Annotated in this window: 20 protein-coding genes; 16 read left to right on the forward strand and 4 right to left on the reverse strand. The window is 65.9% G+C overall.

Annotation, left to right across the window (positions count from 1 at the left end; genetic code table 11):
• Positions 1-195: 195 nt before the first annotated feature.
• The 4 genes from C1M51_RS19400 to C1M51_RS11125 all read left to right on the forward strand — a co-directional run bounded on the left by C1M51_RS19400 (position 196) and on the right by C1M51_RS11125 (position 3,646).
• The gene (locus tag C1M51_RS19400; protein WP_409072629.1) at positions 196-564 is read left to right on the forward strand and encodes a DUF4279 domain-containing protein; all 369 of its coding nucleotides are present in this window, start codon (positions 196-198) and stop codon (positions 562-564) included.
• Between the two features lie 1,269 nt (positions 565-1,833).
• Positions 1,834-2,256: a zinc-ribbon domain containing protein gene (locus C1M51_RS19010; protein WP_165349678.1), complete on the forward strand. Its 423-nt coding sequence runs from the start codon at positions 1,834-1,836 to the stop codon at positions 2,254-2,256.
• Between the two features lie 432 nt (positions 2,257-2,688).
• A complete protein-coding gene (locus C1M51_RS11120; protein WP_129449803.1) occupies positions 2,689-3,117 on the forward strand; it encodes a hypothetical protein in 429 nt (142 codons plus the stop codon).
• A gap of 85 nt (positions 3,118-3,202) precedes the next feature.
• Positions 3,203-3,646 carry a hypothetical protein gene (locus tag C1M51_RS11125; RefSeq protein ID WP_129449805.1) on the forward strand — a complete coding sequence of 148 codons (444 nt, stop codon included), beginning with the start codon at positions 3,203-3,205 and terminating at the stop codon, positions 3,644-3,646.
• 351 nt (positions 3,647-3,997) lie between these two features.
• On the opposite strand, the gene C1M51_RS11130 is transcribed toward C1M51_RS11125, so the two are convergent.
• Complete coding sequence (locus C1M51_RS11130) at positions 3,998-5,080, reverse strand: IS110 family transposase (RefSeq protein WP_409072630.1); 1,083 nt, start codon at positions 5,078-5,080, stop codon at positions 3,998-4,000.
• Between the two features lie 163 nt (positions 5,081-5,243).
• On the opposite strand from C1M51_RS11130, the gene C1M51_RS11135 reads away from it, so the two are divergent.
• From C1M51_RS11135 to C1M51_RS11150, 4 genes are all read left to right on the forward strand, one after another.
• Complete coding sequence (locus tag C1M51_RS11135; protein ID WP_129449807.1) at positions 5,244-5,435, forward strand: hypothetical protein; 192 nt, start codon at positions 5,244-5,246, stop codon at positions 5,433-5,435.
• Positions 5,436-5,455: 20 nt separating this feature from the next.
• Positions 5,456-5,866: a PH domain-containing protein gene (locus C1M51_RS11140; protein ID WP_129449808.1), complete on the forward strand. Its 411-nt coding sequence runs from the start codon at positions 5,456-5,458 to the stop codon at positions 5,864-5,866.
• 95 nt (positions 5,867-5,961) lie between these two features.
• Positions 5,962-6,357 carry a VOC family protein gene (locus C1M51_RS11145; protein WP_129449810.1) on the forward strand — a complete coding sequence of 132 codons (396 nt, stop codon included), beginning with the start codon at positions 5,962-5,964 and terminating at the stop codon, positions 6,355-6,357.
• A gap of 289 nt (positions 6,358-6,646) precedes the next feature.
• The gene (locus C1M51_RS11150) at positions 6,647-6,916 is read left to right on the forward strand and encodes a multidrug efflux SMR transporter (RefSeq protein ID WP_310733923.1); all 270 of its coding nucleotides are present in this window, start codon (positions 6,647-6,649) and stop codon (positions 6,914-6,916) included.
• Between the two features lie 215 nt (positions 6,917-7,131).
• Here C1M51_RS11150 and C1M51_RS11155 read toward each other — a convergent pair whose 3' ends face one another.
• Together C1M51_RS11155 and C1M51_RS11160 are read right to left on the reverse strand one after the other, a co-directional pair.
• The gene (locus C1M51_RS11155; RefSeq protein WP_129449814.1) at positions 7,132-7,521 is read right to left on the reverse strand and encodes a DUF4148 domain-containing protein; all 390 of its coding nucleotides are present in this window, start codon (positions 7,519-7,521) and stop codon (positions 7,132-7,134) included.
• Positions 7,522-7,832: 311 nt separating this feature from the next.
• A complete protein-coding gene (locus C1M51_RS11160) occupies positions 7,833-8,273 on the reverse strand; it encodes a hypothetical protein (RefSeq protein ID WP_129449816.1) in 441 nt (146 codons plus the stop codon).
• Between the two features lie 173 nt (positions 8,274-8,446).
• On the opposite strand from C1M51_RS11160, the gene C1M51_RS11165 reads away from it, so the two are divergent.
• The 4 genes from C1M51_RS11165 (at position 8,447) to C1M51_RS11180 (ending at position 13,853) form a co-directional block, all read left to right on the forward strand.
• Positions 8,447-8,914 (forward strand): DM13 domain-containing protein, encoded by a 468-nt coding sequence (locus C1M51_RS11165; protein WP_129449818.1) that lies wholly within the window; start codon positions 8,447-8,449, stop codon positions 8,912-8,914.
• 203 nt (positions 8,915-9,117) lie between these two features.
• Positions 9,118-10,749 carry an NAD(P)/FAD-dependent oxidoreductase gene (locus tag C1M51_RS11170; RefSeq protein WP_129449820.1) on the forward strand — a complete coding sequence of 544 codons (1,632 nt, stop codon included), beginning with the start codon at positions 9,118-9,120 and terminating at the stop codon, positions 10,747-10,749.
• An 18-nt stretch (positions 10,750-10,767) separates the two neighbouring features.
• Complete coding sequence (locus C1M51_RS11175; protein WP_129449821.1) at positions 10,768-11,961, forward strand: serine hydrolase; 1,194 nt, start codon at positions 10,768-10,770, stop codon at positions 11,959-11,961.
• Positions 11,958-13,853 carry a propionate--CoA ligase gene (locus C1M51_RS11180; RefSeq protein WP_129449823.1) on the forward strand — a complete coding sequence of 632 codons (1,896 nt, stop codon included), beginning with the start codon at positions 11,958-11,960 and terminating at the stop codon, positions 13,851-13,853. The genes C1M51_RS11175 and C1M51_RS11180 overlap by 4 nt, the downstream gene beginning before the upstream one ends.
• 39 nt (positions 13,854-13,892) lie before the next feature.
• Here the strand turns inward: C1M51_RS11180 and C1M51_RS11185 are convergent, their stop codons facing one another.
• Positions 13,893-15,905, reverse strand: a complete 2,013-nt coding sequence (locus C1M51_RS11185) for a sigma-54-dependent Fis family transcriptional regulator (protein ID WP_129449825.1) — start codon at positions 15,903-15,905, stop codon at positions 13,893-13,895.
• A 393-nt stretch (positions 15,906-16,298) separates the two neighbouring features.
• Between C1M51_RS11185 and C1M51_RS11190 the strand changes: the two genes are divergently transcribed.
• From C1M51_RS11190 to C1M51_RS11205, 4 genes are all read left to right on the forward strand, one after another.
• Positions 16,299-18,716 (forward strand): RND family transporter, encoded by a 2,418-nt coding sequence (locus tag C1M51_RS11190; protein ID WP_129449827.1) that lies wholly within the window; start codon positions 16,299-16,301, stop codon positions 18,714-18,716.
• Positions 18,717-18,787: 71 nt separating this feature from the next.
• Positions 18,788-20,155: a DUF1329 domain-containing protein gene (locus tag C1M51_RS11195; protein WP_129449829.1), complete on the forward strand. Its 1,368-nt coding sequence runs from the start codon at positions 18,788-18,790 to the stop codon at positions 20,153-20,155.
• Positions 20,156-20,157: 2 nt separating this feature from the next.
• Entirely contained in the window at positions 20,158-21,165 is a 1,008-nt protein-coding gene (locus C1M51_RS11200; protein WP_129449831.1) for a photosystem II stability/assembly factor-like protein, read from the forward strand.
• Positions 21,166-21,187: 22 nt separating this feature from the next.
• The gene (locus C1M51_RS11205; protein ID WP_129449833.1) at positions 21,188-23,041 is read left to right on the forward strand and encodes a DUF1302 family protein; all 1,854 of its coding nucleotides are present in this window, start codon (positions 21,188-21,190) and stop codon (positions 23,039-23,041) included.
• Positions 23,042-23,238 lie beyond the last annotated feature (197 nt).

Below are 23,238 nucleotides of genomic sequence, written 5' to 3' on the forward strand. Positions count from 1 at the left end.
TATGGCGCTTATTTGTTTCGCAAGCATCTCCCGAAGAACAGATGAACTGCAAGAAGTTGCGTCTACGTGTCATGCCGGCGCCTAACCATTCATTCCAGCGGACCGCCTTCGGCAGCCGCTGAATTTCAACGTTAGGCGTCAGCAATGCCCGCACTGTCTCGCGCGATCGCAACTCTTCGGTTCCAGTCGCCCGACATGGATCCCGATGAGATTACGAATGCACTTGGTGTTCCGCCGGATGCTCTGCAGCGAAGAGGCGAGCTAATTCCAACTAAAGGCCCCTCTGGATCCCGCATCGCTAAGTTCGGCATGTGGCGTCTGCATGCCGTCGAGGCCGTGCCAGGAGCACTCAATCGCCAAGTAGCTGAGTTGCTCGCCCGACTGAACCCGGACGTCACGGTGTGGGCCGCTCTCACCCGAAAGCATAAGGCAGATCTCTTTTGCGGTTGGTTTATGGCTGAGTCAAATGAAGGAGAAGACATCTCGCCACACACACTGTCAGAACTCGGAAGACGAGGGGTTGCTCTGTCCCTCGACATCTATGCACCAGAGCCAGACGCCTAACCCTTTAGTCAACCGGACATCCCCCGGCAAGCCGGGTCATGCCGGTTATCTCAAACGTTCGCCGTCATGAGCAGCCGTCAGCGGAACATCGCAATCACAGCCGCAGCCGTAGTCGCTGGAGTGCTCGCTACGCTGTTCCGCCCCGAGCGCTTGCTCGTTGCAGAGGCGCCACCGTACGCGCAGGTCCTCGTCGGTGCGCTTGCGGTCGCACTGTGGCTTTGCGTACTTGCACCGTTCTGGCTACCTGAGGTTGTTCCTCCATCGTGGCCTCGTTTGGCTCGCACGTTGCGCTGGCTGGGCGGCGGTCTTCTGCTTGCGTTGGCTGTTGCGGCTTTTGTCCTCGCCGTACATGAGCCCGCATCAAAGGCACTGTGGGTAGTCGTGCTGTCTGCCGCTGCCTTTGCCGCGAGGCATCTGCGCCTGGCTCTTGCCGGAGCACGGAGCACCGTATGACGACTAACCCATCATTACAGCGGACCGTCTTCGGCGGCCGCTGAACTCAGACGTTAGGCCGCATGAGCCCACCACAGGTTGTCCTCGGAGGTGTGTACAAGTCACCCGCGTCGCCGTACCCAATGCGGGTGGTGGCGTTCGACGACTGCGTTGTTATGTACGACGCGTGGTGGCCTCACAAGGGCGAGTGGGGAATGTCCAAGCTTCACGGAAGCTTTGCCTACTATAGGCTCGAGCGAGAGTACTTCTTAGCTCACTCCCGTTTCCTGCGGTGCGAACCGCTCTCAGAACAGGAACTTGCGGTTCATCGCCCGGATCTACCGTTCGCATTCGCCCAGCGGTCTACCCTATCTTGGTATGCGCCGTGGCGAGAGCAAGATGTGCTGGGCACTGAGTCGTCGCCAGCAAGTCAGCGCGTGCTTAGTGCACCCAGCATCTTCTTAGCGCCATTTGGCCCGCGCAACAGTTCCAAGCCAGCGGTGCTTGTGCACGCGGCAGATGGGCTCTGCTTCACCGAGCCGGAGTTGCTGCTGCTCGCTCGTGGGGTTCAGGAGCCATTCCTTGGCGAACTCCGGCTTACGTCCGGGGTCGGCGTGTATCGGTCAGGCATCAAGAAGCGCCTTCCGGTGTTCTACCTTTGGGGCGCAAAGAGTCGGCTTGAATCACCCGCCGAGAATGCGGCCTAACCCTTCGCTGGAGCGGGACCTCCACCGGCATGGCACTCGGCCCGCGAGGCGCTGCAAGTCTATGCTCCGCCTCGCGGGCCAAGCGCCATCCCGGAGTCGGCCCCTCAGCTCAAACGTTAGGCGTTTCATCATGAAGCACGACGACAGACCAAAGTCCGTACCAGCTGATCCAGAGCAGTGGTCAGCACAAAGCAAACAGTCCGTCGGCTACTACTTCATCAAGGAATACACAGACAAGCCGTACAAGTGCAGGCACTGCCAAGCAGAATGCGTCTTCACTGCGCAGGATCAGCAATACACCTATGAGGTCAGGAAGGCGAGCATTGATCAACAGCGTTCTCTTTGTGCAGCGTGCTGGTCCGAGACTCACAGACTTCGAAACATGCTTCTGGAGTGCGAAGAACGATGGGCGCAAGAAAAATCTTCACTGCAGAGCGACAAGGCGTTTCTTACTCATTGGTCAGAGCTGTTAGTGGCACTGGAGGCATTCACGCCTTACAAGTACGACACAGCCAAGAAAAACATGCTGGTGAAGCTGCTTGCAAACGCCTAACCCGTCAATCGAGGCAACAAACAACGGCGGTCAACGCTTAGGCGCTTTTGCCAACGCCGTGCCGCCGTTGTTTGCGCCTCATCTCCAACGTTAGGTTGCACATGGCATTTACAGAGCCATTCATTCCAAACGACAAGCCGCGTTCTTGGGTAGTCACAATCTGCGCCGGACTCACCGGCTTGGCAGTTGGCCTCATTGCCTTTGTGGCCGCATGGCTCGAACTGCCCGCGCTCATGTCGGTAGCCTTCGCTGCGTTTGTGCTGTCTTGGGCGGTTCTCGCTGTCTTTGGGTTGATATTCGTAGTCCGCCTCTCTAGCGGACGCTACGGCAACGTCGAGCCCCGGCCCTGGAAGGAGCAAGTGTGGTGAGCAACCTAACCCTTCCTTCCAGCGGACCGCCTAAGGCAGCCGCTGAACTCCAACGTTAGCCGTCATGAATGAGGATGAACGCTGGGCGCAACTGATCGCGCTTGATGACGAGTTGCTTAAGGGAGGAGTCATCCTTTCTGAGTGGTGCAGCTTCATCGTGCGTGAGGCCGATATGGCGTTTGCCAGTGGCGCGCACTTGGCTTCGATCCTCACGGCCGTTTCTGGGATCGAGACCTATCTCAGGTCTGAGCACTCAGAGACAGGGAAGGAAAGACTGGTTGAGTTGATCAATCGTGCTTCCATCGAGAGCGGCTTAAAGGATGATCTTCACGTACTCAGGAAGTACCGCAACAAGTGGGTGCACGTCGAAGATCCGTGGGATGACACCAAACTCTTGGAGCATCCAGAGGAAACCGAACAAGAGCTTGAGCGCATGGCATTCTTCGCTGCTCGTGCGCTTCGGAGGACCATCTATGAAAACCAGTGGGTATAGCGTTGCGGCTAACCCGTCGCTCAAGCGGACGCCTAACGGCGCCGCTTAGCTTCAACGTTAGGCGTCACGAACTCAGCAACACACTATGCACAAATACACCACGCCACTGCTCGTCTTTCTCCCACTCCTGGCTATGGCGACTTCGGCTACAGCACAAGGTCTTCCTCAGATCGCGGATGTCAAGGCTCTTACCGACAAGGTAATGACAAGTGTCGCCAAGGGCGACTTGGAGGGAGGACTGAAGATGTTCAAGTCGCAGACCATCATTCCTTCCGCGGAGTTCGAGGCCATGATGGGCCAAGCTGTAAACCAAATGCCGCTCATGACCGCTCGCTTCGGCAACACACTCGGGCAGGAGTTCATCAAAGAGGTACGAGTCGGCGAGTCGCTCGCAGAACTCATCTATATCCATCGCTTTGACAAGCATGCCATGCGCTGGCAGTTCTACCTCTATCGCGGAAAGAACGGATGGGTAATCAACACTTTCAGGTTCGACGACCGCTGGCCCGAACTGCTCGACCGCCAGTGACGCCTAACCCTTTACAGGGACTTCCAAAGTAGTCAACGGTTTTTGTTCCCAAGCCGTATTGGTTTTGTGTCCGGTGCGTGACGCGTGGTCGAAGTCGATGCCGAGACAGAGAACAGACTGCCACTCTACAGACGGCCTTGTTGCACCGAGCGCGTGATGCGCATCTTGATGCGGGCCCAGATGCGAACCGCTCGGCGGGGCTCCATTCCGATCACGTGGTCGCTGCCAATCGAGCGCCACCAAGGGTTAGTCGAGCTTGCCCACCGCCGGTCTGACCTGTTCAGCACATCTTCGACTTCACGTCTTGCAGGGAAGTTGGTTGCTCGATCGTCTTCAATGGCGGCGCCGCGTTCAGGCGCTCACGGGTTTGACGCTCAAGTGGTCGGCATCGAACGCCGCGCCGCGCGTCATCACGGCCCACAGGATGCGTGCGTTCTTGTTGGCCAGCGCCACCACCGCCTTCTGCCAGCCCGAGCGATCCCGCAATGCTGCCGCCCACGCCGAGATCCGGTCGGATCTTCGGTGCGCCGTCATCACGGCCGACTTCGCTCCCTGGATGAGCAGCGAGCGCAGGTAGGTGTCGCCGCGCTTGGTGATGCCGCCCAGCCTGCTGTTGCCGCCGCTGGAGTACTGCCGGGGTGTGAGCCCGATCCAGGCACCGAACTGAGCGCCGTTCTTGAACTGCCTGAAGTCGCCCACCGTGGCGACGACGGCCGAAGCCGTGACTGGCCCGATGCCCAGCAGCGTGGCCGCGGTCTTCACGGCCTCGTTAGCCTGAGCGTGAGCAGCGATGCGCTCGTCGCACCAGGCCAGGTGCTGGTCCAGCTCGCGCCATTGAGTCTGGGCGCGCTGCAGCGTCAGACGCGCCAGCGTGCCGAGCTCGTTGCTGGCGTCCTCCAGCACCTCGTTCAAGACGGCCTGCAGTTCGCGTGGCCCCTGCGCGAACGCCAGGCCGAACTCCAGCAGCAGGCCACGGATGCGGTTGATGCAGGCGGTGCGGTCGGCCTTGATGCCTTCGCGCAGTCGGTGCACACACAGCATGCTCTGCTGCTCGATGCTCTTGACGGGGATGAAGCGCATGCGTGGACGCGAGGCGGCCTCGCAGATCGCGGCGGCGTCGTTGGCGTCGTTCTTGCCGGTGTGGCCTTCCTGGCGGTACGGGCTGACGAGCTGGGCCGACAGGATGCGCGCGTCCAGACCGAGCGCAATGAGCTTGCGTGCCCAGTGGTGGGCACTCGAGCTGGCTTCCATCGCGACCATGCAGCCGGCCGGCAGGCGCGCGCACCATTCGATGAGCTGATCGCGTCGCAGGGTCCGACTGGTGAGTACCCGATCGGCGCCATCGACGGCGTGCACCTGGATCACTCGCTTGGCCAGATCGACGCCCACGCGCACGGCTTCACCGCGCCCAGTTCCTCGTGTAATCTGCTCCACGGACTTCCCCTTTCCACGCTTCAGATTGATGACTTCGAACACCACCAATCTTGGCGCTTCGTCGCCGTCGCAGGAATGTGGGAAGTCCCTTCGCATTCCGCTCGAGCTGACTCGGAGCTTGTATCGGTTTCGTTGACACTCCGACCTCATGAAGGAGTGATCGATGGGAACGCCCGGACCACAGAAGATCAATCGATACGGCGTGGCCTTTAAGCGCAAGACAGTACAGATGAGCAACCAGCCTGTCGTGTTGATCAAGGATGTTGCCGAGTCGCTGTGCACCACTGGCTTGCTATTCTCAGGTGCCTCAGGTGTGCGCCGCCAGCCGGTGGTGGCTGCTCAACTCGAACGTTGAGACTTCGCAAGGAGTTCGCCATGGTGTTCCGCTCGAAGGTTGATGCATGGCTGTTGGTTGTGCTCTTGGCTGGCGCGGCGGCCGTCGTTGTCGCTGCTCTGCACACGCTGAGAATGGGCGCCGGATGGTTCATCCCGTTGGTGCTGGTTCTCATGGGCGCCGGCTTGCCCGTCTGGTTGTTGGTTTCAACCCGGTACACCGTCGCCTCAGGCAACCTGGCTATTCGGTCAGGTCCATTCGTCTGGCGAATCGTTGCACGGGACATCATCGACATCACATCCACCAGATCCGCGCTCTCCAGCCCGGCGCTGTCCCTGGATCGCATTCGCATCGACTACAGGTCGGGCCAGCTGCCTCGGTCAGTGCTTGTCTCACCGAAGGACAAGGCCGGCTTTGTCAGCGCCCTCCGCGCAGCGCAAGCAGAGGCCTAACTGGTTGGGCTGCTGCCGGTGCGGTGGGTGCCCGCACGGCTTCACCGCACCGCGGTCCTCGTGTAGTCTGCGGTGGATAACGTCCAAGGACCGCCATGGCCGTGCAGCTCGACCATCTGTTGATCCCCTGCAAAGACAGGGAAGCGGCGGCAAAGCAGCTGGCCCGGATACTTGGCGTTACGTACGGCCCCGCCAGCATCGGCCCGTTCACCGCCGTGCACGTGAACGAAGGCCTGACGATCGACTTCGATCAATGGACGGAAGAGACGCCACAAGGTCACTATTGCTTCCGTGTCTCGGCATCGGAGTTCCAGGAGATCCTGGGCCGACTGGTCGCGCTGGGGGTTCCTTACCGCAGCCTCCCGCACGGAGCGAGCGATCAGAAAGTCAACCTCTCACTGGGCAGTCCCATCGTCTACTGGAGCGAACCCGACGGTCACGTCTGGGAATTGCTGGTCCAGAGCTACGCCAGAGCTTCCGGGCCGCGGTAAGGCCAAACGAAGAGTGCTGCCTACCCTTCGCTCGAGCCGACTCGGCACCGGCATGGCACTTGGTCCGCGGCTTTTGCAGACGTTCCTTGGGTCGCACAGGGCACAGCACTTTGCTCTCGCCCGTCAGCGCTGGGCATCACCGCAAGGCGCCCACTGGACGCGCTAAGCAGGAGCTGACAGAGTCCCCGTGTTCTGTGCCTTATCACCCCTGCCTATGCTCACCATTACAGACACAACCTCTGCCTGGTTGGTCATCCTGGCGTCCGGCCTTCTCGAAATCGCCTTCTCCATGAGCATGAAGCTCTCGGACAGCTTCACAAGGCTGGTTCCTTCGGTCGTCTCCATCACGGCGGCCATCCTCAGTGTCTGGCTCATGAGCCTCACGCTCAGGGTCCTCCCGGTGGGCACCGCCTACGCTGTCTGGGCTGGCATCGGCGCGGCTGGTACAGCAGCCGTCGGCATCTTCTTCTTCCAAGAGCCAGCCAATCTCGCGCGAATAGTCTGCATCGGGCTGGTCGTCGCGGGCATTGTCGGGTTGCAGCTCCAGGCTCAGGCCTAGAGTGCGGCCTGATCCTTCGCTGGCGCCGACTCGAACTGGGACGCAGATGGCTGCGGCGCGCAGGGTGCGCGCGCCGGACCTCACTCGTTCATTGCACGGCGTCGGGTAGTTGCCCGACGCCATGGTCGTTTGGGCGACCGCCCGCCCACCGGCCGCATCGGCGACCGGCCAGGCGTCTGCCGATGTGGCTCGGCAGGCAGCGCGCAACTCGCCGATCAGCCGCGGCCAAAGCTCGTGTCGAGTTCGCCGGCCTTGCGCGCACGCTCGTACTCCATCTGCACTTCGGCGCGGGTCTTCGTCGAGACCGGCGCCTTCACGGGGAGTGCGCGCTCGTATCCGACGCTGATCTCGCCGGCGGCGCGCGCTCGCAGGTACTCTGCCGTCACTTCGGCGCGCGTCAGCGTCGACGCCGTGTGCTTGGCGGCGGTCGCCGCGGGGAACCCTTCGTGGTCGAGTTCACCGGCGGCGCGAGCGCGCAGGTACTCGGCAACGACATCGGCACGCGAGAGGCCGGTGCCCGTGCCCGCGTGGTCCATCGTGGTCATCGCCTGGGCCGTGCCCATGAATGACAGCGCAACGAAGGCGAGAGTGGTCAGCTTGTTCATGACGAATGATCCTTGGTGAGTGCTTCCGTGTTGTGTGGCAGCGCCCACCGCGGCCACAGGGTTCTGTCGTGGTCGCGCCGCAATCATTACCACCATATTTCTTCGAGGCTGCGTAAGGTTTCGGTGGTCCGGGGCGACGAGCAGCTGCCAGCGCTGGATTCACCACCCGCCCCGCATTCGCCGGAGGCAGGGGCACTCGCGCGAGCCAGCTCGAATCACGAGCGCTTCATGGTCCTGCCTGCTGCTTCACCACGCTCCAGCGCAGCGCGTCGAGCCGTCGGGCCGCGCGCGGCGGCCTCATTCGTCAGGCCTCATTTCACTTCGATGGTGGCTCGCATCCCCGCTTCCGTGTGCGTCCGCGTCGACATCACGTCTTCGAAGCGCCCGGTCCTCACCGGAAGGAACCACCATTCCACGACGCTGCCAGGCTTCAGTTCGACCCGCCGAACGGGCCCGTACACCTCCGCCACCGCCTTCGCGTCTGCCCCGAGGACCACCACCTTGCGCGAGTACACGGCATCCGCCAGTCCCTGCGAGCCGAAGTAGTACTCGTTGGCGCTCGGGTTCTCCAGGCGCAGCACGTAAAGCTTTCCGGTCTCCAGCGTCAGCGAGTCCGGGCTGAAGCGATGCTCACCCTTCGCGGTCCCCAGCACCATCGTCACCCGGGTGGGTTCCTGTCGTGTCAGGTCGCCGGCGCCATGAGCGCTTGCGCATGCCAGGGCCAAAGTCAGCGCGAGACCCATCGTCTTCATCGTCGTCTCCTCGAGTGTCCACGTCGGTCGCCATGCCGCCGGTTCGGTGGGCACCGACCCCGGCTTCTCGAACCTGTTTCAACTCTACCGGCCCGAAGCATTTGAACGGGTGCTTTCTGCCGCGGGCGTGCCTCGGGCTGTAAGCCCCGGCCCCTCGCCGCGACTGAACCCCCATGAAGCGCACCCTGTTCCTGGTCTCCCATCTCCTCGCGCTCGCCCTCGGGTTCGCGCTGGGCATCTACGCGCTGCCCATCCTGGTGGCGCCCAGTGCGCTGTCGCCGAAGGACATCGAAGCGCTGATGGGGCCCGCGCAGTGGACGGCGCAGTTCCGTCGTGAGCTGAAGGACAGCGACGCGCTGCACTGGGGCGAGGGCATGGTGTTCGTCGGCCCCCGGAGCATCAGCCTGCTGGGCAAGCTGGCGCCGGGGCCGGACTACAAGCTCTACCTCTCGCCGGAGTTCGTGGAGACCGAAGCCGACTTCCTTCGTCTGAAGCCGCAGATGCTGCGGGTCGGCGACGTCAGGACCTTCGAGAACTTCCTGGTGCCCGTGCCGCAGGGCGTGGACCCGTCGCGGTTCAACACGGTCATCGTGTGGTGCGAGGCCTTCGGGCAGTTCATCACCGCGGCGAAGTACCGCTGACGGGTCGTCTCCCTGGCCGGCGTCGTGCCTGTCCTATTTGTCGGACACGCTGTCCGAGGGCGGGCGCGCGCCGGCGGCGCCGAGCCGGCCTGCAGGCCCTGATCGCGCCATCGATCGAGGGTGAACCCTCAGGAATCCGTGGGCCGGCCGTGGTCCGTGAATTGCGATCTGCCCCGGCAAATCGCGACCCCTCCGGAGACCCCATGGCTGCCTATTCGAACCCCAACGCTCCCGTCACGCGACTCGATGCCGTCGTCATCGGCGCCGGTGTGGCGGGCCTGTACCAGTTGCACAAGCTGCGCGAGCTCGGCCTGAACGTGCGCGCCTACGAGACCGGTTCCGGCGTCGGCGGCACCTGGTACTGGAACCGCTACCCCGGCGCCCGTTTCGACTCGCAGGCCGAGATCTACCAGTACTGGTTCTCGGAGGACCTGTACAAGGCCTGGAAGCCGACCGAGCGCTTCCCGGCGCAGCCGGAAACCGAGGGCTGGCTGAACTGGGTGGCCGACCGGCTGGACCTGCGCAAGGACATCCGCTTCAACGCCCGCATCGACTCCGCCCACTACGACGACGCCACCGGCCGCTGGAGCCTCGTCACGCAGCAAGGCGAGACCATCGACACGCAGTACCTGGTGTGCTGCATGGGCATGCTGTCGGCGCCGCTGACCAACCGCTTCCACGGGCAGGCGAGCTTCAAGGGGCAGATCCACCACACGGCGCTGTGGCCCAAGGAGGGTGTGGACCTGAAGGGCAAGCGCGTGGCAGTGGTGGGCGTGGGCGCCACCGGCATCCAGGTCATCCAGTCCATCGCGCCCGAGGTGGCCGAACTGAAGGTGTTCGTGCGCACGCCGCAGTACATGATCCCGATGCGCAACCCCAAGTACGGCGAGAAGGAGTGGGCCGACTTCGCCGCGCGCTTCCACGAGCTGAAGGCGCGCGTGCGCGGCACCTTCGCCGGCTTCGACTACGACTTCGACGCCGGCCCCTGGGCCGACAAGACGCCGGCCGAGCGCGAGGCCGTGCTGCAGGGCCTGTGGGAGGACGGCTCGCTGTCGATGTGGCTCGCGTCCTTCCCGGAGATGTTCTTCGACGAGTCGGTGAGCTTCGAGGTCTCGGAGTTCGTGCGCCGCAAGATGCGTGAGCGGCTGGGCAACGACCCGGCGCTGTGCGAGCTGCTGATCCCCACCGACTACGGCTTCGGCACCCACCGCGTACCGCTGGAGAGCGGCTACCTGGAGGTCTACCTGCGCGACAACGTGGAGGGCGTGAACTGCCGCGCCACGCCCATCGAGCGCATCGTGCCCGAGGGCATCCAGACGTCCGATGGCAAGGTGCACGAGGTCGACGTGATCATCCTCGCGGTGGGCTTCGACGCCGGCTCCGGCGCGCTGACGCGCATGGACATCCGCGGCCGCGGCGGCCGCTCGCTGAAGCAGGAGTGGAGCAAGGAGATCCGCACCGCCATGGGCATGCAGATCCACGGCTACCCCAACCTGTTCAGCACCGCCTCGCCACTGGCGCCCACCGCGGCGCTGTGCAACATGCCCACCTGCCTGCAGGCGCAGGTGGAGTGGGTCACCGACTGCATCGCCTACGCGCGCGCCACCGGCAAGAAGGTGGTCGAGCCCACCAAGGAGTTCGAGGAATCCTGGGTCCGCCACCACGACGAGGTGGCCAACCGCACGCTGCTGGTGAAGACCGATTCCTGGTACATGGGCTCCAACGTCGATGGCAAGCCGCGGCGGCTGCTGTCCTATGCCGGTGGCGTGGGCAACTACCACCGGCAGTGCGACGAGCAGGCGGCCATGGGCTACCCCGGCTTCGCCATGCGCTGAGCGCCAGGGAGACCCGCCATGAACAAGGACAGGCTGGGCAGCGCGCTCGACGCGCTGCTGGATCGCAGCGTGCTGCAACCGGGCGGCGTGCCCGGCGTGGTGGCCATGGCCACCGACCGCAAGGCCGACGTCTACCGCGGCGCAGCGGGCGTGCTGCAGCTGGGCCAGGACGCGCCGATGACGCCCGACAGCGTGTTCGCCATCTTCTCCACCACCAAGCCGCTGACCGCCACGCTGGTGATGCAGCTGGTGGAGGAGGGCGGGCTCGCGCTCGACGACGAGGCCGGCCGCTACGCGCCCGAGATCGACGAGCTGCAGGTGCTCGACGGCTTCGATGCGGCCGGGCAGCCGCGGCTGCGCGCGCCCAGGCGCCGGATCACGGTGCGCGACCTGATGCTGCACACCTCGGGCCTGTGCTACGAGTTCTTCAGCGCCGACGACCTGAAGTTCCGCGCCGCGCGCGGCATTCCCACCGTGGTGTCGTGCAGCTTCGAATCGATCCGCACCGTGCTGCTGCACGACCCCGGCGAGGCCTGGACCTACGGCGTGAACATCGACTGGCTGGGCCGCATCGTGGAGAAGCTGCGCGGCGACCGGCTGGGCCACGTGATGCGCGAGCGGCTGTTCGACCCGCTGGGCATGGAGGAGATCGGCTTCGGCCTGTCCGAGGCCCTGCAGCCGCGGCGCGCCGTGATCCATGCGCGTGCCGACGACGGCACGCTCACGCCGCTGCCCGACCTGAAGCTGCCCGACCCGCCGCCGATGGACATGGGCGGGCAGGGCCTGTACGCGACGGTGGGCGAGTACATGAAGTTCATCCGCATGCTGCTCAACGACGGCAGCGGGCCGTTCGGCCGCGTGCTGCGGCCGGAGACGGTGGACGCGCTGGCGCAGGACGGGCTGAAGGCCCTGGGCCTGTCGGCGGGCGGGTGGACCACGTCGATCCCCTCGCTGGCCAACACCGGCGAGTTCCTGCCCGGCACCGACAAGGGCTGGGCCTACAGCTTCATGACCAACCGGGAGCGCGCGCCCACCGGCCGCAGCGCCGGCTCGCTGATGTGGGCGGGCCTGGCCAACTGCTTCTTCTGGGCCGACCGGCGGGCCGGCATCGGCGGCTACTGGGCCACGCAGATCCTGCCGCTGATGGACCCCGCCTCCTACCCGGGCTTCGTGGAGTTCGAGACCACCGTCTACCAGCACCGCAGCGCATGACCGACTACGCCACCTTCTACCGCCGCTCGATCGAAGACCCGAAGGGGTTCTGGGCCGAGCAGGCCGAGCTGATCGACTGGCACCGCCCGTTCGACGAGGTGCTCGACGACAGCAAGCCGCCGTTCACCCGCTGGTTCGTCGGCGGCCAGACCAACCTCTGCCACAACGCCGTCGACCGCCACGCCGCCCGGCGCCCCGACGACAACGCCCTCATCTGGGTCTCCACCGAAGTCGGGCAGGAACGCACCTACAGCTTTGCCCAACTCCAGCGCGAAGTCGAACGCATGGCCGCCGGCCTCGTCGAACTCGGCGTCGGCCAGGGCGACCGCGTCCTCATCTACATGCCCATGATCCCCGAGGCCGCCTTCGCCATGCTCGCCTGCGTGCGCATCGGTGCCATCCACTCCGTGGTCTTCGGCGGCTTCGCCAGCGTCAGCCTCGCCAGCCGCATCGACGACGCCCAGCCCAAACTCATCGTCAGCGCCGACGCCGGCAGCCGCGCCGGCAAAGTCGTCCCCTACAAACCCCTCCTCGACGAAGCCATCCGCCTGGCCAGGAACAAGCCCCAGCACGTCCTCATGGTCGACCGCGGCCTCGCCCCCAGCCAACCCGTCGAAGGCCGCGACATCGACTACGCCGCCCTCCGAGCGCGCCACCTCGACAGCCGCGTCCCCTGCACCTGGGTCGACGCCACCCACCCCAGCTACACCCTCTACACCAGCGGCACCACCGGCACCCCCAAGGGCGTGCAGCGCGACACCGGCGGCTACGCCGTCGCGCTGGCCGCCAGCATGAAACACATCTACCTCGGCAACGCCGGCGAAACCTACTTCTCCACCAGCGACATCGGCTGGGTCGTCGGCCACAGCTACATCGTCTACGGCCCGCTGCTGGCCGGCATGGCCACCATCATGTACGAAGGCCTGCCCATCCGCCCCGACGCCGCCATCTGGTGGAGCCTGGTCGAGAAGTACAAAGTCACCGCCATGTTCAGCGCCCCCACCGCCGTGCGCGTGCTCAAGAAACAGGACCCCGCGGCCCTCAAGAAACACGACCTCAGCAGCCTGCGCGCCCTGTTCCTGGCCGGCGAACCGCTCGACGAACCCACCGCCCAGTGGATCGCCGACGCCCTGGGCGTGCCCATCGTCGACAACTACTGGCAGACCGAATCCGGCTGGCCCATCCTCAGCATCGCCAACGGCGTGCAGCGCCAGCCCAGCAAGTTCGGCAGCCCCGGCATCCCCACCTACGGCTACAAGGTCAAGCTCGTCGACGACACCAGCGGCGAAGAACTGCACGGGCCCCACCAGAAAGGCGTGCTCGTGGTCGAAGGCCCGCTGCCGCCCGGCTTCATGCAGACCGTCTGGCGCGACGACGACCGCTTCGTCAACACCTACTGGAAGAGCGTGCCCGGGCGCAGCGTCTACAGCAGCTTCGACTGGGGCATCCGCGACGAGGACGGCTACTACTACATCCTCGGGCGCACCGACGACGTCATCAACGTCGCCGGCCACCGGCTGGGCACGCGCGAGATCGAGGAAAGCGTCTCCAGCCACGCCAACGTGGCCGAGGTCGCGGTGGTGGGCGTGGCCGACCAGCTCAAGGGCCAGGTCGCCGTCGCCTTCGTGGTGCCCAAGGACGCGCGCGGGCTGGAGGAGCCGGCGGCAAGGACGAAGCTCGAGGGCGACATCATGAAGACGGTGGACCAGCAGCTCGGGGCGGTGGCGAGGCCGGCGCGGGTGCACTTCGTGACGCTGCTGCCCAAGACCCGTTCGGGCAAGCTGCTGCGCCGGGCGCTGCAGGCGGTGGCCGAGGGCCGCGACCCGGGCGACCTGACCACCATCGAGGACCCCTCGGCCCTGCAGGCCATCCGGGAGCTGCTCGGGCGGTAAGGCAAGGGGGGAGGGCGGTGGCCGCGTGGCGGCCACCGTTCAGTGGATGCCGTCGCGCGCGATCGGCCGCTCGTCGTGGCCCGCCTGGGTGAACTCGCTCTGGTCGATGGCGAGTTCCGCGAACTTGCGGTACAGGGTGGAGCGCGCAATGCCCAGCGCGCTGGCCACGTGGTTGACCTTGCGGTACTTGCGCAGCAGGCCCAGGATCAGCTGGCGCTCGTAGTCGCGCACGGCGGCCAGGCCTTCGCCGGCCGCGCCGGCCACCGCCGGCTCGGTGCTGCTGGTCTCGGGCGGGCGGGTCACTTCGGGCGGCAGGCATTCGAGGCCGATCGCGCCATCGGCGCACAGCACGGCGGCCTCGATCACGTTGCGCACCTCGCGCGCATTGCCCGGCCAGCGGTAGCGCTCGAGCGCGGCGCGGGTTTCCGGCGGGAGCTGCACCGTGGGCAGGCCGTGCTTCTGGCGCATCGCGTCGCCGAATTGGTCGATCAGCAGCGTCAGGTCGCAGGGCCGCTCGCGCAGGGGCTTGATGGACTTCTGGACGATCTTCAGTCGGAAATACAGGTCCTGGCGGAACCGCCCCTGCGCGACCAGCTGCTCCAGGTTGCGGTGCGTCGCGGCGATGATGCGGCAGTGCGCCTGCTGGGTCTCGCAGGAGCCCACGCGCTGGTAGCTGCCGTCCTCCAGCACGCGCAGCATCGCGGCCTGCATGGCCAGCGGCAGCTCGCCCACCTCGTCGAGGAACAGCGTGCCACCCTTGGCAGACTCGAAGTAGCCGGCCCGGCCGCGCGGGTCGGCGCCGGAGAACGCGCCCCGCACGTAGCCGAAGAAGGTGCTCTCCATCAGGTCTTCGCTGATCGCGCCGCAGTTCACCGCGATGTAGGGCTCGGCGCGGCGCGGGCTGCTGGCGTGCAGCTGGCGCGCCAGCAGCTCCTTGCCGGTGCCGGTCTCGCCGATGATCAGCACGTTCACGTCGGCCGCCGCCACGCGCTCCAGCTCGCCCAGCATGCGCCGGGTGTCGGGGTCGCGGGTGAGGAAGTGGCCGAAGCGCTTGACCGGCTCCACCGCGTCGCGCAACGAGGGCGGCGTGGTCGAGGGCAGGAACACGCGGTCGTAGCTGGCGGGCTTGGCCAGCAGGATGAGGGTGCCGATGCGCGCCTCGCCGCTGGGCGACATGACCTCGAAGGTTTCGCGTACGGCAGGGGTGCCCTCGAAGCCGCCCGAGGCCCAGTTCTCGGCGATGCGCCGGCAGCGGTCGCTGGGCGTGTGGATGGCCAGGCGCCCGGCATGGTCCAGCGCCAGCATGTCGTCGAAGGGGTAGCGGCGAGCCGCCTCGCTGAAGGCGGTGACCAGGCGGCTGCGCTCGAGCTCGCGGTGCATGGTCATGCGCGCCTGGATGGAGTTCGCGACCGAGACGGTGAGGGCGAGCGCCTGTTCGCGGAAATCCGACGCCATGGTCGTGTAGTCGATGACGCCGAGCACGGTGTGGCCGTCGGCGTCGAAGATGGGCGCGGCGCAGCACGACCACGACTGCCAGCCCTCGCAGAAGTGCTCAGAGGCGAACACGTGCACCGGCTGCCGCTTCGCGAGTGCCGTGCCGATGCCGTTGGTGCCTGCCGTGGCCTCGTCCCATTGCGAGCCCACGACGATGCCGGTGCGGCTGGCTGCGAACTCGCCGACGCGCGGATCGCCGCTGATGTGCAGCGCGCAGCCGGAGCGGTCGATCAGGATCATGATGCCCGGCACGTCGGCGAGGAAGCGGTCGACGTCCCTCACGATCGGCACCGCGGTTTCGAGCAGCAGCTGTTCCGCCTGCATGCGCAGGCGGAATTCGCTGTCGCTCAGGCGGCGGCCCATGGTCATGGCGACGTCGACGCCCAGCGCCTTGCAGCGCTGCCATTCGTGCAGCAGGAGCTGCTGGTAGGTGTCGCGGCGCTCCTCGGTGTCGATCAGCCCGGCGTTGAAGCGCTCCCACAGGCTCTTGACCCCGCGGGCGTCCTTGTCGAAGCCGAGGTAGGGGCTGGCGTTCGGCTTTGACAGACCTGCGCTCATCGCGTGAATCCCGTGCGGTGGTGAGTGAGGAAAGGTCTGCTGATTACACCGGTTGGCCGGCTTCTTCTCAAGCAGATCAAACCCTGTCCGGTGTCCCAGGAATCGGACAGCCGGCGCCGCGTGGCGCGCGGCGATCGGGCCTGTCCGGAGTCTCGGACACGCTGTCCGAATGTGGGGCGCGCCCGAACGCCCGGACGGCCCGCCGAGGCCCGCGACAGGGTCGCCGGTTCAGGGTGAACCCTGGCGCCGGGCCGGCAAACGCCATGGCCCGTGATTTGCGATTCCAGGGTCGGTGCCGCTGCGCGAAGCAGCGGTCGCAGCACGCGCTGGCCGCCCCGGGAGCGACGGCATGCGGTGACTCAACGAATGGATGAACGGACGCCCAGGTGCCTGATGGAAAAGATTGACCTGCGACGCAAGCTGGCGCGATTTGCACTGGGGAACCGGTGGGCGATCCTGGTGGTGATGGGGCTGATCACGGCGTTCTTCGCGGTGGGTCTGGTGCGCGTGGACGTGAAGACCATCTTCTCGGACCTGTTCCCGAAGAACCACCCCTTCGTGCAGGTCTACAAGGACCACCCCAACTTCGGCAACCCGCTGACCGTCACGCTGATGATCAAGCGGGTCGATGGCAAGGACGTGTTCCAGGCCGACACGCTCGAGAAGATCTGGCGCATCTCGCGCGACATCGACTTGACGCCCGGGGTCGACCACGACCAGATCCTCTCCATCGCCACCTCCAAGGCGCGCTACACCGTCATCACTCCTGACGGCATCTTCTCGCAGCCCATCATGGACGACGAGCTGCCCAAGACGGCCGAGCAGCTCGCCGAGATCCGCCGCCGCGTCGACGAATCCCCCGGAGCCAACACCTTCCTCGTGTCCTCCGACGGCACCGCCACCATCGTCAACGCCACCTTCATCGAGCAATCCGTCGACTACCACAAGGTCTTCGACGCCGTGCAGGCCATCGTCAAGAACGAGACCGACGCCGCGCACGAGATCCATGCCGCCGGCTTCCCCGTCATGACCGGGTGGATCTACGCCTTCGGCGACAACACCCTCGAGATCTTCGCGATCACCCTGATCCTGATGTTCGGCGTGCTCGCCTTCCACATGCGCAACGTCGCCGGCATCCTCGTGCCCGTGCTCGTCAGCACCGTCTCGGCCATCTGGGGCTTCGGCCTCGTCGGCTGGCTCGGCCTGCCCGTCGAGCCCCTGCTCATGGTCGTGCCGCTGCTGCTCATCGCCCGCTGCTTCAGCCACTGCGTGCAGGCCACCGAGCGCTACTTCGAACTCCTGCACGACGGCCACCCCAAGGAGAAGGCCGCCGAACTCTCCCTCGTCTCCCTCGTCTACCCCGGCACCCTGGGCATCTTCACCGACGTCGCCGGCCTCCTGCTCGTCGCCCTCGCGCCCATCCCGGCCATGGAGCGCTTCGCCCTCTTCACCGGCCTGTGGGCCCTGAACCTCGTCCCCTGCAGCGTCTTCCTCACCCCCATCCTGCTCAGCCTCATGCCGAGGCCGAACAACATCGAGCACCTGCTCGGCACCGACCAGCACAGCGGCCCCGTCCAACGCGGCATCCAGGGCACGCTCGGCGGCTTCGCTGCCCTCTCCACCGGGCGCAACGCCCGCTACACCGGCATCGTCTTCATCGTCCTGGGCATCGTCGCCGTCTTCCTCATGCTGCGCGTGCAGGTCGGCAACCCCGTCGAAGGCACCAACCTGCTGCGCTACGACTCCAAGTTCAACCTCGCCGTGCGCGAGATCAACCAGCACTTCCCCGGCTCCATGACCATGGAAGTCGTGTTCGAAGGCAAGGGCAACGCCCGCATCGTGCGCCAGAGCGACACCCTCACCACGATGCGCGACCTCCAGCACTGCCTGGAGAGCAGCCCCAACCCGCCCACGGCCACCCTGTCCTTCGCCGACCTCGCGCCCGAAGCCAACCGCGTCTTCAGCGGCGGCAACCCCAAGTGGTCGCCGCTCGACAACGACGACGCCTCCGCCTCGGCCGCCGTCACCGGCCTGATGGCCGGCACCAACGCCAAGGCCTTCCTGCACGTCACCGACTTCGAACAGAAGAACGGCACCGTCTCGCTCTGGTACTCCAACAACAAGCAGGAGACGGTGGACACCGCGCTGGCCCAGGCCCGAGCCTGCGTCGAGAAGGTCGGCCCCGAGCACCCCACCTTCACCATCCGGCTGGCCTCCGGGGCCATTGCGCTGCAGCAATCCATCAACGACACCGTGGTGCGCTACGAAAGCCGCATCCTGCTGGCGCTCAACCTCGTCATCCTGATCGGCTGCTCGCTCGCCTACCGCTCCATCGTCGCGGGCCTGCTGCTGCTCATCCCGGTGAACCTGGCCAACGCCATGCTCACCGCGTCGATGTCGCTCGCCGGCGTCGGCCTGGACGTCAACTCGCTGCCCATCCTGGCCATCGGCATCGGGGTCGGCATCGACTACGGCATCTACCTCATGACGCGCATCTGCGAGGAATACCAGGTGGCCAACAAGGACCTGGGCGTGGCGATCCGGGTGGCGCTCAAGACCTGCGGCAAGGCCATCTTCTTCACCGCCTCGCTGATGACGATCGGGCTGGCGCCGTGGTACTTCCTGTCGGAGCTCAAGTTCCTCTCCGACACCGGGCTGCTGCTGGTGATCCTGATGCTCATCAACATGGTGCTGGCGCTGGTGCTGCTGCCGCTGCTGGTGTACCTGATCAAGCCCAAGTTCCTCGACAGCGACATGTCGGCCCTGTCCGAATCCCTGGAGAAGAAGCCTCAGACGGCGGTGCCTGCCTGAGCCCTGTGAGAGTGCGCCGCCCCCCGCTGGGTGGGGACTGCGAATTGTCGACAACGAAGTAGGAGACAACCATGCATATCAGAAAGTACGACCACGACTACAGCCGACGCTTCTTCATGGAGCAGGCCGCCAAGGGCATTGCGACGGCCGGGGTGCTGGGGCCGCTGTGGCCGATGATCGCGAACTCCGCGGACATCACCAAGGCCTACCCGGACGAGCTGATGTCGATCGACGCCTGGTCCAAGGGCAAGATCAAGACCGGTGACTTCATCACCGCCGAGAACGTCGACATCGTCAAGGAACTGCTCGATCCGGTCGCGTACCAGGAAGTCAAGACCATGGGGCGGCGCATCCGCATCGTGCCGACCACCAAGGACGTGACCCGGATGTTCCCGCACGAATACCTGGAGGCGACGCTGCGCAACCAGGGCAAGGCGAAGTTCGACGCCGGCGGCAACATCGTGTCGCCCGACGGCAAGCCCTGGATCGGCGGCAACCCCTTCCCCGATGCCAAGACCGGCGTGGAGGTGGCGGCCAACCTCACGCTGTGCTGGGGTCGCCACGACAACTCCATCTACGCCATCCGCGACTGGGAGATCGCGCCCGACGGTTCGCAGAGCTACCAGTACGACTTCGCCTGGGTGGAGGAGAACTCGGTCGCGCGCGCCCAGGCCAAGAGCTTCCCCGGGGGCGAGGACAAGCTGCGCTACCAGGCCGTGTTCTTCACCTCGCCGGTCGACGTGAAGGGCACCAGCTACCTGAGCACCTGGTACTACGACCAGCGCAAGTTCCCCGACCTCTCCGGCTACCTGCCCGCCTTCAAGCGCGTGCGCAAGTTCCCGACCAACCAGCGCTTCGAGCCGCTGGTGGCCGGCGTGAACTTCTATCTGTCCGACGCCTGGGCGTCCGGCGATCCGATGCTGACCTGGGGCAACTACAAGATCGTCGGCCGCGGGCCGATGCTCGGGGCGCAGTCGCAGACCTGGTACGGCGACCACCCGAACTGGGAACGTCCGGTGCACGGCGGGCCGAAGGGCATCACCTTCTTCGACACGAACATGGAGCTGTGCCCCGACGTGGTGGTGTTCGAGGCCGAACCCGTGGGCTACCCGCGTGCACCGGTCAGCAAGAAGCGGGTGTGGGTCGATACGCGGAACATGATGTTCGTGGCCTACGTGACCTACGACCGCCGCGGCGATCTCTTCAAGTCCTTCGAGCCGCAGTTCAGCCTGTACGAGAAGGGCGACAAGAAGCTGATGGACGGCAGCCACACCGCGTGGTCGTGGACCGCGGTGACCTGCCACAACATCCAGGACGGCCGCATGACGCGCTTCCTGCAGACCAAGAGCATCGCCGGAGGCGTTTCGCAGGGCTACAACGTCGAGGGCACGTTCGACAAGTACCTGACCGAGCAGGCGCTGCAACGCCTGGGGACCTGAGCATGCCCGGCGGTCGACGACACGGGCGGCGCGCCGCCCGCGGTGGGTGGCTGGCCCGGCTCGCGGCGATGGCCGTGCTGCTGTCGAGCGGATCGGTGTCGATGGCGGCGCCGCCCAGCGGCAGTGCCAAGCTGCTCCGCCACGGCACGGCGCACGATGCCTTGTACGACGTGGTGTTCGAAGGGGAGCGGGGCATCGCGGTGGGGGCGTTCGGCAACGTGCTGGCCACGGCCGACGGCGGGGCGAGCTGGCAAGTCCAGCCCTTCCCGATGAAGCACCTGGCGCTGATGGCCGTGGCGATGCGCGAAGGCAAATGCATCGCCGTCGGCCAGACCGGCCTGGTGTATGCGGCGGCCGACTGCAAGACCTGGAAGGCTGCGCCCTCCATGACCAAGTCGCGCCTGCTCGCCGTCGACGTCACCCGCCAAGGCCTGGCCTACGCCGTGGGCGCCTTCGGCACCATCCTCAAGTCCACCGACTGGGGCCAGTCCTGGGCCGTGCAGACCGTCGACTGGAGCGGCATCACCGACGACGGAGCCGAACCCCACCTCTACGACATCCACGTCGCCGAAGACGGCAGCGTCACCGCGGTGGGCGAATTCGAACTCGTCCTGCGCAGCAGCGACGGCCAGCAATGGAAAGCCCTGCACAAGGGCGAACGCTCCCTGTTCGGCCTGTCCGTCGTCGAAGGCGGCAAGAAGATGTACGCCAGCGGCCAGAGCGGCGCGCTGCTCAGCAGCGCCGACGGCGGCGCCACCTGGGTCTCGCACAAGACCGGCACCGGCGCCATCCTGACCGGCGTGCACGCCACGGCCCAGGGCGAAGTGCTCGCCAGCGGCATCAACGCCGTGGTCCTCAGCCGCGACGGCGGGGCCACCTGGAGCCCGCTGAACTCCAAGCTCGTGCGCAACGCCTGGTACCAGGCGCTCGCCGCGAGCGAAGGCAGCGGCGGCAAGCGGCGCCTGGTGGCGGTGGGGGCCGGTGGAACGATCCTGGAACTCGATCTTTGACCTACAACGAGGAGACAACAGCGTGAAGAAGATTCGTACAGAAATCTCTCAGCGGCACGCCATCGCAGCAGCTGCGTTGGTCGCGCTGTGCGGGTCGGCCCAGGCGGCCGAGTGGGCAGTGTCGGGCTTCATCCGACAGGAGTTGGCGGTCAAGACCACCGACGACCAGAACCTCACGACCCAGAACGGCAACTCCACCAACGGGGTGGTCTATTCGAACAACAGTCTGGTGACGCAGGGCGGGGTCCCCACGCTGTCGCGCCCGGCGGCCTACAAGAAGGACGCCGACATCAACTGGTTCGCCACCCGCGTGGACCTCAACCTCGACGGCAAGCTCACCGACTCGCTGAAGGCCACCATCAAGCTGCGCGGCATCGTCGACGAGACCCGCGCCGTCGAAGACGCCTACGGCACCCGCACCGTCGGCGGCGCCAGCACCGGCGTGGGCGACATCAACTCCGGCAGCAGCTTCCGCCAGGCCTTCGGCGGCACCGCCGGCGGCCCGCTGGCCTACGCCACCGACCGCGCGCTGATCGACCTGCCCGCCTTCTACCTCGACTACAACAACGGCCCGCTGTGGATCCGCGCCGGCAACCAGCAGATCGCCTGGGGCGAGGCGCTGTTCTTCCGCGTGGCCGACCAGCCCAACGGCCTGGACCTGCGCGGCCACCTGTTCGGCGTCGCCGCCGAAGAGTACTCCGACACCCGCCGCTCCGCGCTCGGCCTGCGCGCCAACTACCGCGTCAACGAGAAGATGGACGTCGACGGCTTCGTGCAGCGCTTCGCGCCCACGCTGCTGCCCAACGGCGAGACCGGCTACAACCTCATCCAGGATCAGTTCACCGTCGACCAGCGGCCCGGCTACGAGGACGTCAAGAACAAGTGGAACGTCGGCTTCCGCTTGAAGGGCGAGGCCGGCGGCTTCGGCTACCAGGCCTTTGCCATCAACCGCACCAACCCCGACGGCGTCTTCAAGTGGACGGCGGCCAAGGGCGCCGGCACGCTGCCAGGCACCGCCTTCGCGGCGCAGCCCACCGGCGTCTACAGCGCCGAGGAGTGGTTCCGCGGCGCGGCCAACTCGCGCCTCAACGGCATCGAAGGCGTGGCCACCTCGATGAACTTCATCACCGCTGCGGGCGACCCCTACGGCCTGGTCGGCCTGGCCACCGTCTGCGGTGCCGAACGTGCGGTCTACGGCGACTTCAAGATCGGCAACAAGGCGGCTGCGTCGTGCATCCTGGACACCTTCTTCACGCCGGCCGTGGCCGGTTCGCTGCGCGGCTGGCTCAGCCGCGAGTACAAGCGCGAGACGGTGTTCGGTGGCGGCATCAACCGCGTGTTCGAGGGCGAGCCCGACTCGCTGCTCGACCAGCTGATCGGGCGCTTCGAGTTCTCCTACACGCCCAACAAGCACTTCACCAACCCGACGCTGGGCGACTACATCGAGAAGGACGAATACCAGTTCGCCTTCATCATGGAGAAGTACCACAAGTTCACCAGCGCCTTCCCGGCGACCTACTTCGTGGCGCAGTGGCTGCACAAGTCCAGGAGCGACCTGTTCGGGCGCTACCTCGACGGCGTGGGCAACACCCCGGGCGAGTCGCCCAAGGGCCAGTCGGGCGGCTTCAACGCGGTGGCGCTGGCGCTGCAGCAGCCGTCGCCGACGCTGGAGTACCGCTTCGACTTCGCGATCCTGACCGACCTCAAGGGCGGCTGGTACATGCAGCCGGGCGTGAAGTGGAAGCCCACCAAGTCGATCCAGGCCGACCTCTACCTCAACGCCGTGTACTCCCAGAACAAGGGCGAGTACCGCGACTTCGTCGACGGCCTGCAGCACAACAACGAAATCTTCGCCCGCGTGGCTTATCAGTTCTGAGTGGTCGTCATGGTGTATCGATCCTGACCCTGTCGCGCTCGCGGCAGGGCTCGATACCCATTTGCACCGGCTGCCTGTCCGGCAGCCGGTGTCTTTTTGCATTTGCAGAACGCTGCCGAGGCTGCTGCACCGTTGTGGGCGGACCGCCGGCCCGAGGTCGTGCGTGCGCGAGCCAGCCTGGCGCAGGCACTCCCCAG

This window comes from Methylibium sp. Pch-M, assembly GCF_004136295.1.
GTDB lineage: Bacteria > Pseudomonadota > Gammaproteobacteria > Burkholderiales > Burkholderiaceae_C > Methylibium > Methylibium petroleiphilum.

Excerpts from the sequence above, each read along its gene's own strand:
- C1M51_RS19400 (WP_409072629.1), top strand. The coding sequence starts at position 196 with ATGGATCCCGATGAGATTACGAATGCACTTGGTGTTCCGCCGGATGCT.
- C1M51_RS19010 (WP_165349678.1), top strand. The coding sequence starts at position 1,834 with ATGAAGCACGACGACAGACCAAAGTCCGTACCAGCTGATCCAGAGCAG.
- C1M51_RS11120 (WP_129449803.1), top strand. The coding sequence starts at position 2,689 with ATGAATGAGGATGAACGCTGGGCGCAACTGATCGCGCTTGATGACGAG.
- C1M51_RS11125 (WP_129449805.1), top strand. The coding sequence starts at position 3,203 with ATGCACAAATACACCACGCCACTGCTCGTCTTTCTCCCACTCCTGGCT.
- C1M51_RS11135 (WP_129449807.1), top strand. The coding sequence starts at position 5,244 with ATGGGAACGCCCGGACCACAGAAGATCAATCGATACGGCGTGGCCTTT.
- C1M51_RS11140 (WP_129449808.1), top strand. The coding sequence starts at position 5,456 with ATGGTGTTCCGCTCGAAGGTTGATGCATGGCTGTTGGTTGTGCTCTTG.
- C1M51_RS11145 (WP_129449810.1), top strand. The coding sequence starts at position 5,962 with ATGGCCGTGCAGCTCGACCATCTGTTGATCCCCTGCAAAGACAGGGAA.
- C1M51_RS11150 (WP_310733923.1), top strand. The coding sequence starts at position 6,647 with ATGAGCATGAAGCTCTCGGACAGCTTCACAAGGCTGGTTCCTTCGGTC.
- C1M51_RS11155 (WP_129449814.1), bottom strand. The coding sequence starts at position 7,521 with ATGAACAAGCTGACCACTCTCGCCTTCGTTGCGCTGTCATTCATGGGC.
- C1M51_RS11160 (WP_129449816.1), bottom strand. The coding sequence starts at position 8,273 with ATGAAGACGATGGGTCTCGCGCTGACTTTGGCCCTGGCATGCGCAAGC.
- C1M51_RS11165 (WP_129449818.1), top strand. The coding sequence starts at position 8,447 with ATGAAGCGCACCCTGTTCCTGGTCTCCCATCTCCTCGCGCTCGCCCTC.
- C1M51_RS11170 (WP_129449820.1), top strand. The coding sequence starts at position 9,118 with ATGGCTGCCTATTCGAACCCCAACGCTCCCGTCACGCGACTCGATGCC.
- C1M51_RS11175 (WP_129449821.1), top strand. The coding sequence starts at position 10,768 with ATGAACAAGGACAGGCTGGGCAGCGCGCTCGACGCGCTGCTGGATCGC.
- C1M51_RS11180 (WP_129449823.1), top strand. The coding sequence starts at position 11,958 with ATGACCGACTACGCCACCTTCTACCGCCGCTCGATCGAAGACCCGAAG.
- C1M51_RS11185 (WP_129449825.1), bottom strand. The coding sequence starts at position 15,905 with ATGAGCGCAGGTCTGTCAAAGCCGAACGCCAGCCCCTACCTCGGCTTC.
- C1M51_RS11190 (WP_129449827.1), top strand. The coding sequence starts at position 16,299 with ATGGAAAAGATTGACCTGCGACGCAAGCTGGCGCGATTTGCACTGGGG.
- C1M51_RS11195 (WP_129449829.1), top strand. The coding sequence starts at position 18,788 with ATGCATATCAGAAAGTACGACCACGACTACAGCCGACGCTTCTTCATG.
- C1M51_RS11200 (WP_129449831.1), top strand. The coding sequence starts at position 20,158 with ATGCCCGGCGGTCGACGACACGGGCGGCGCGCCGCCCGCGGTGGGTGG.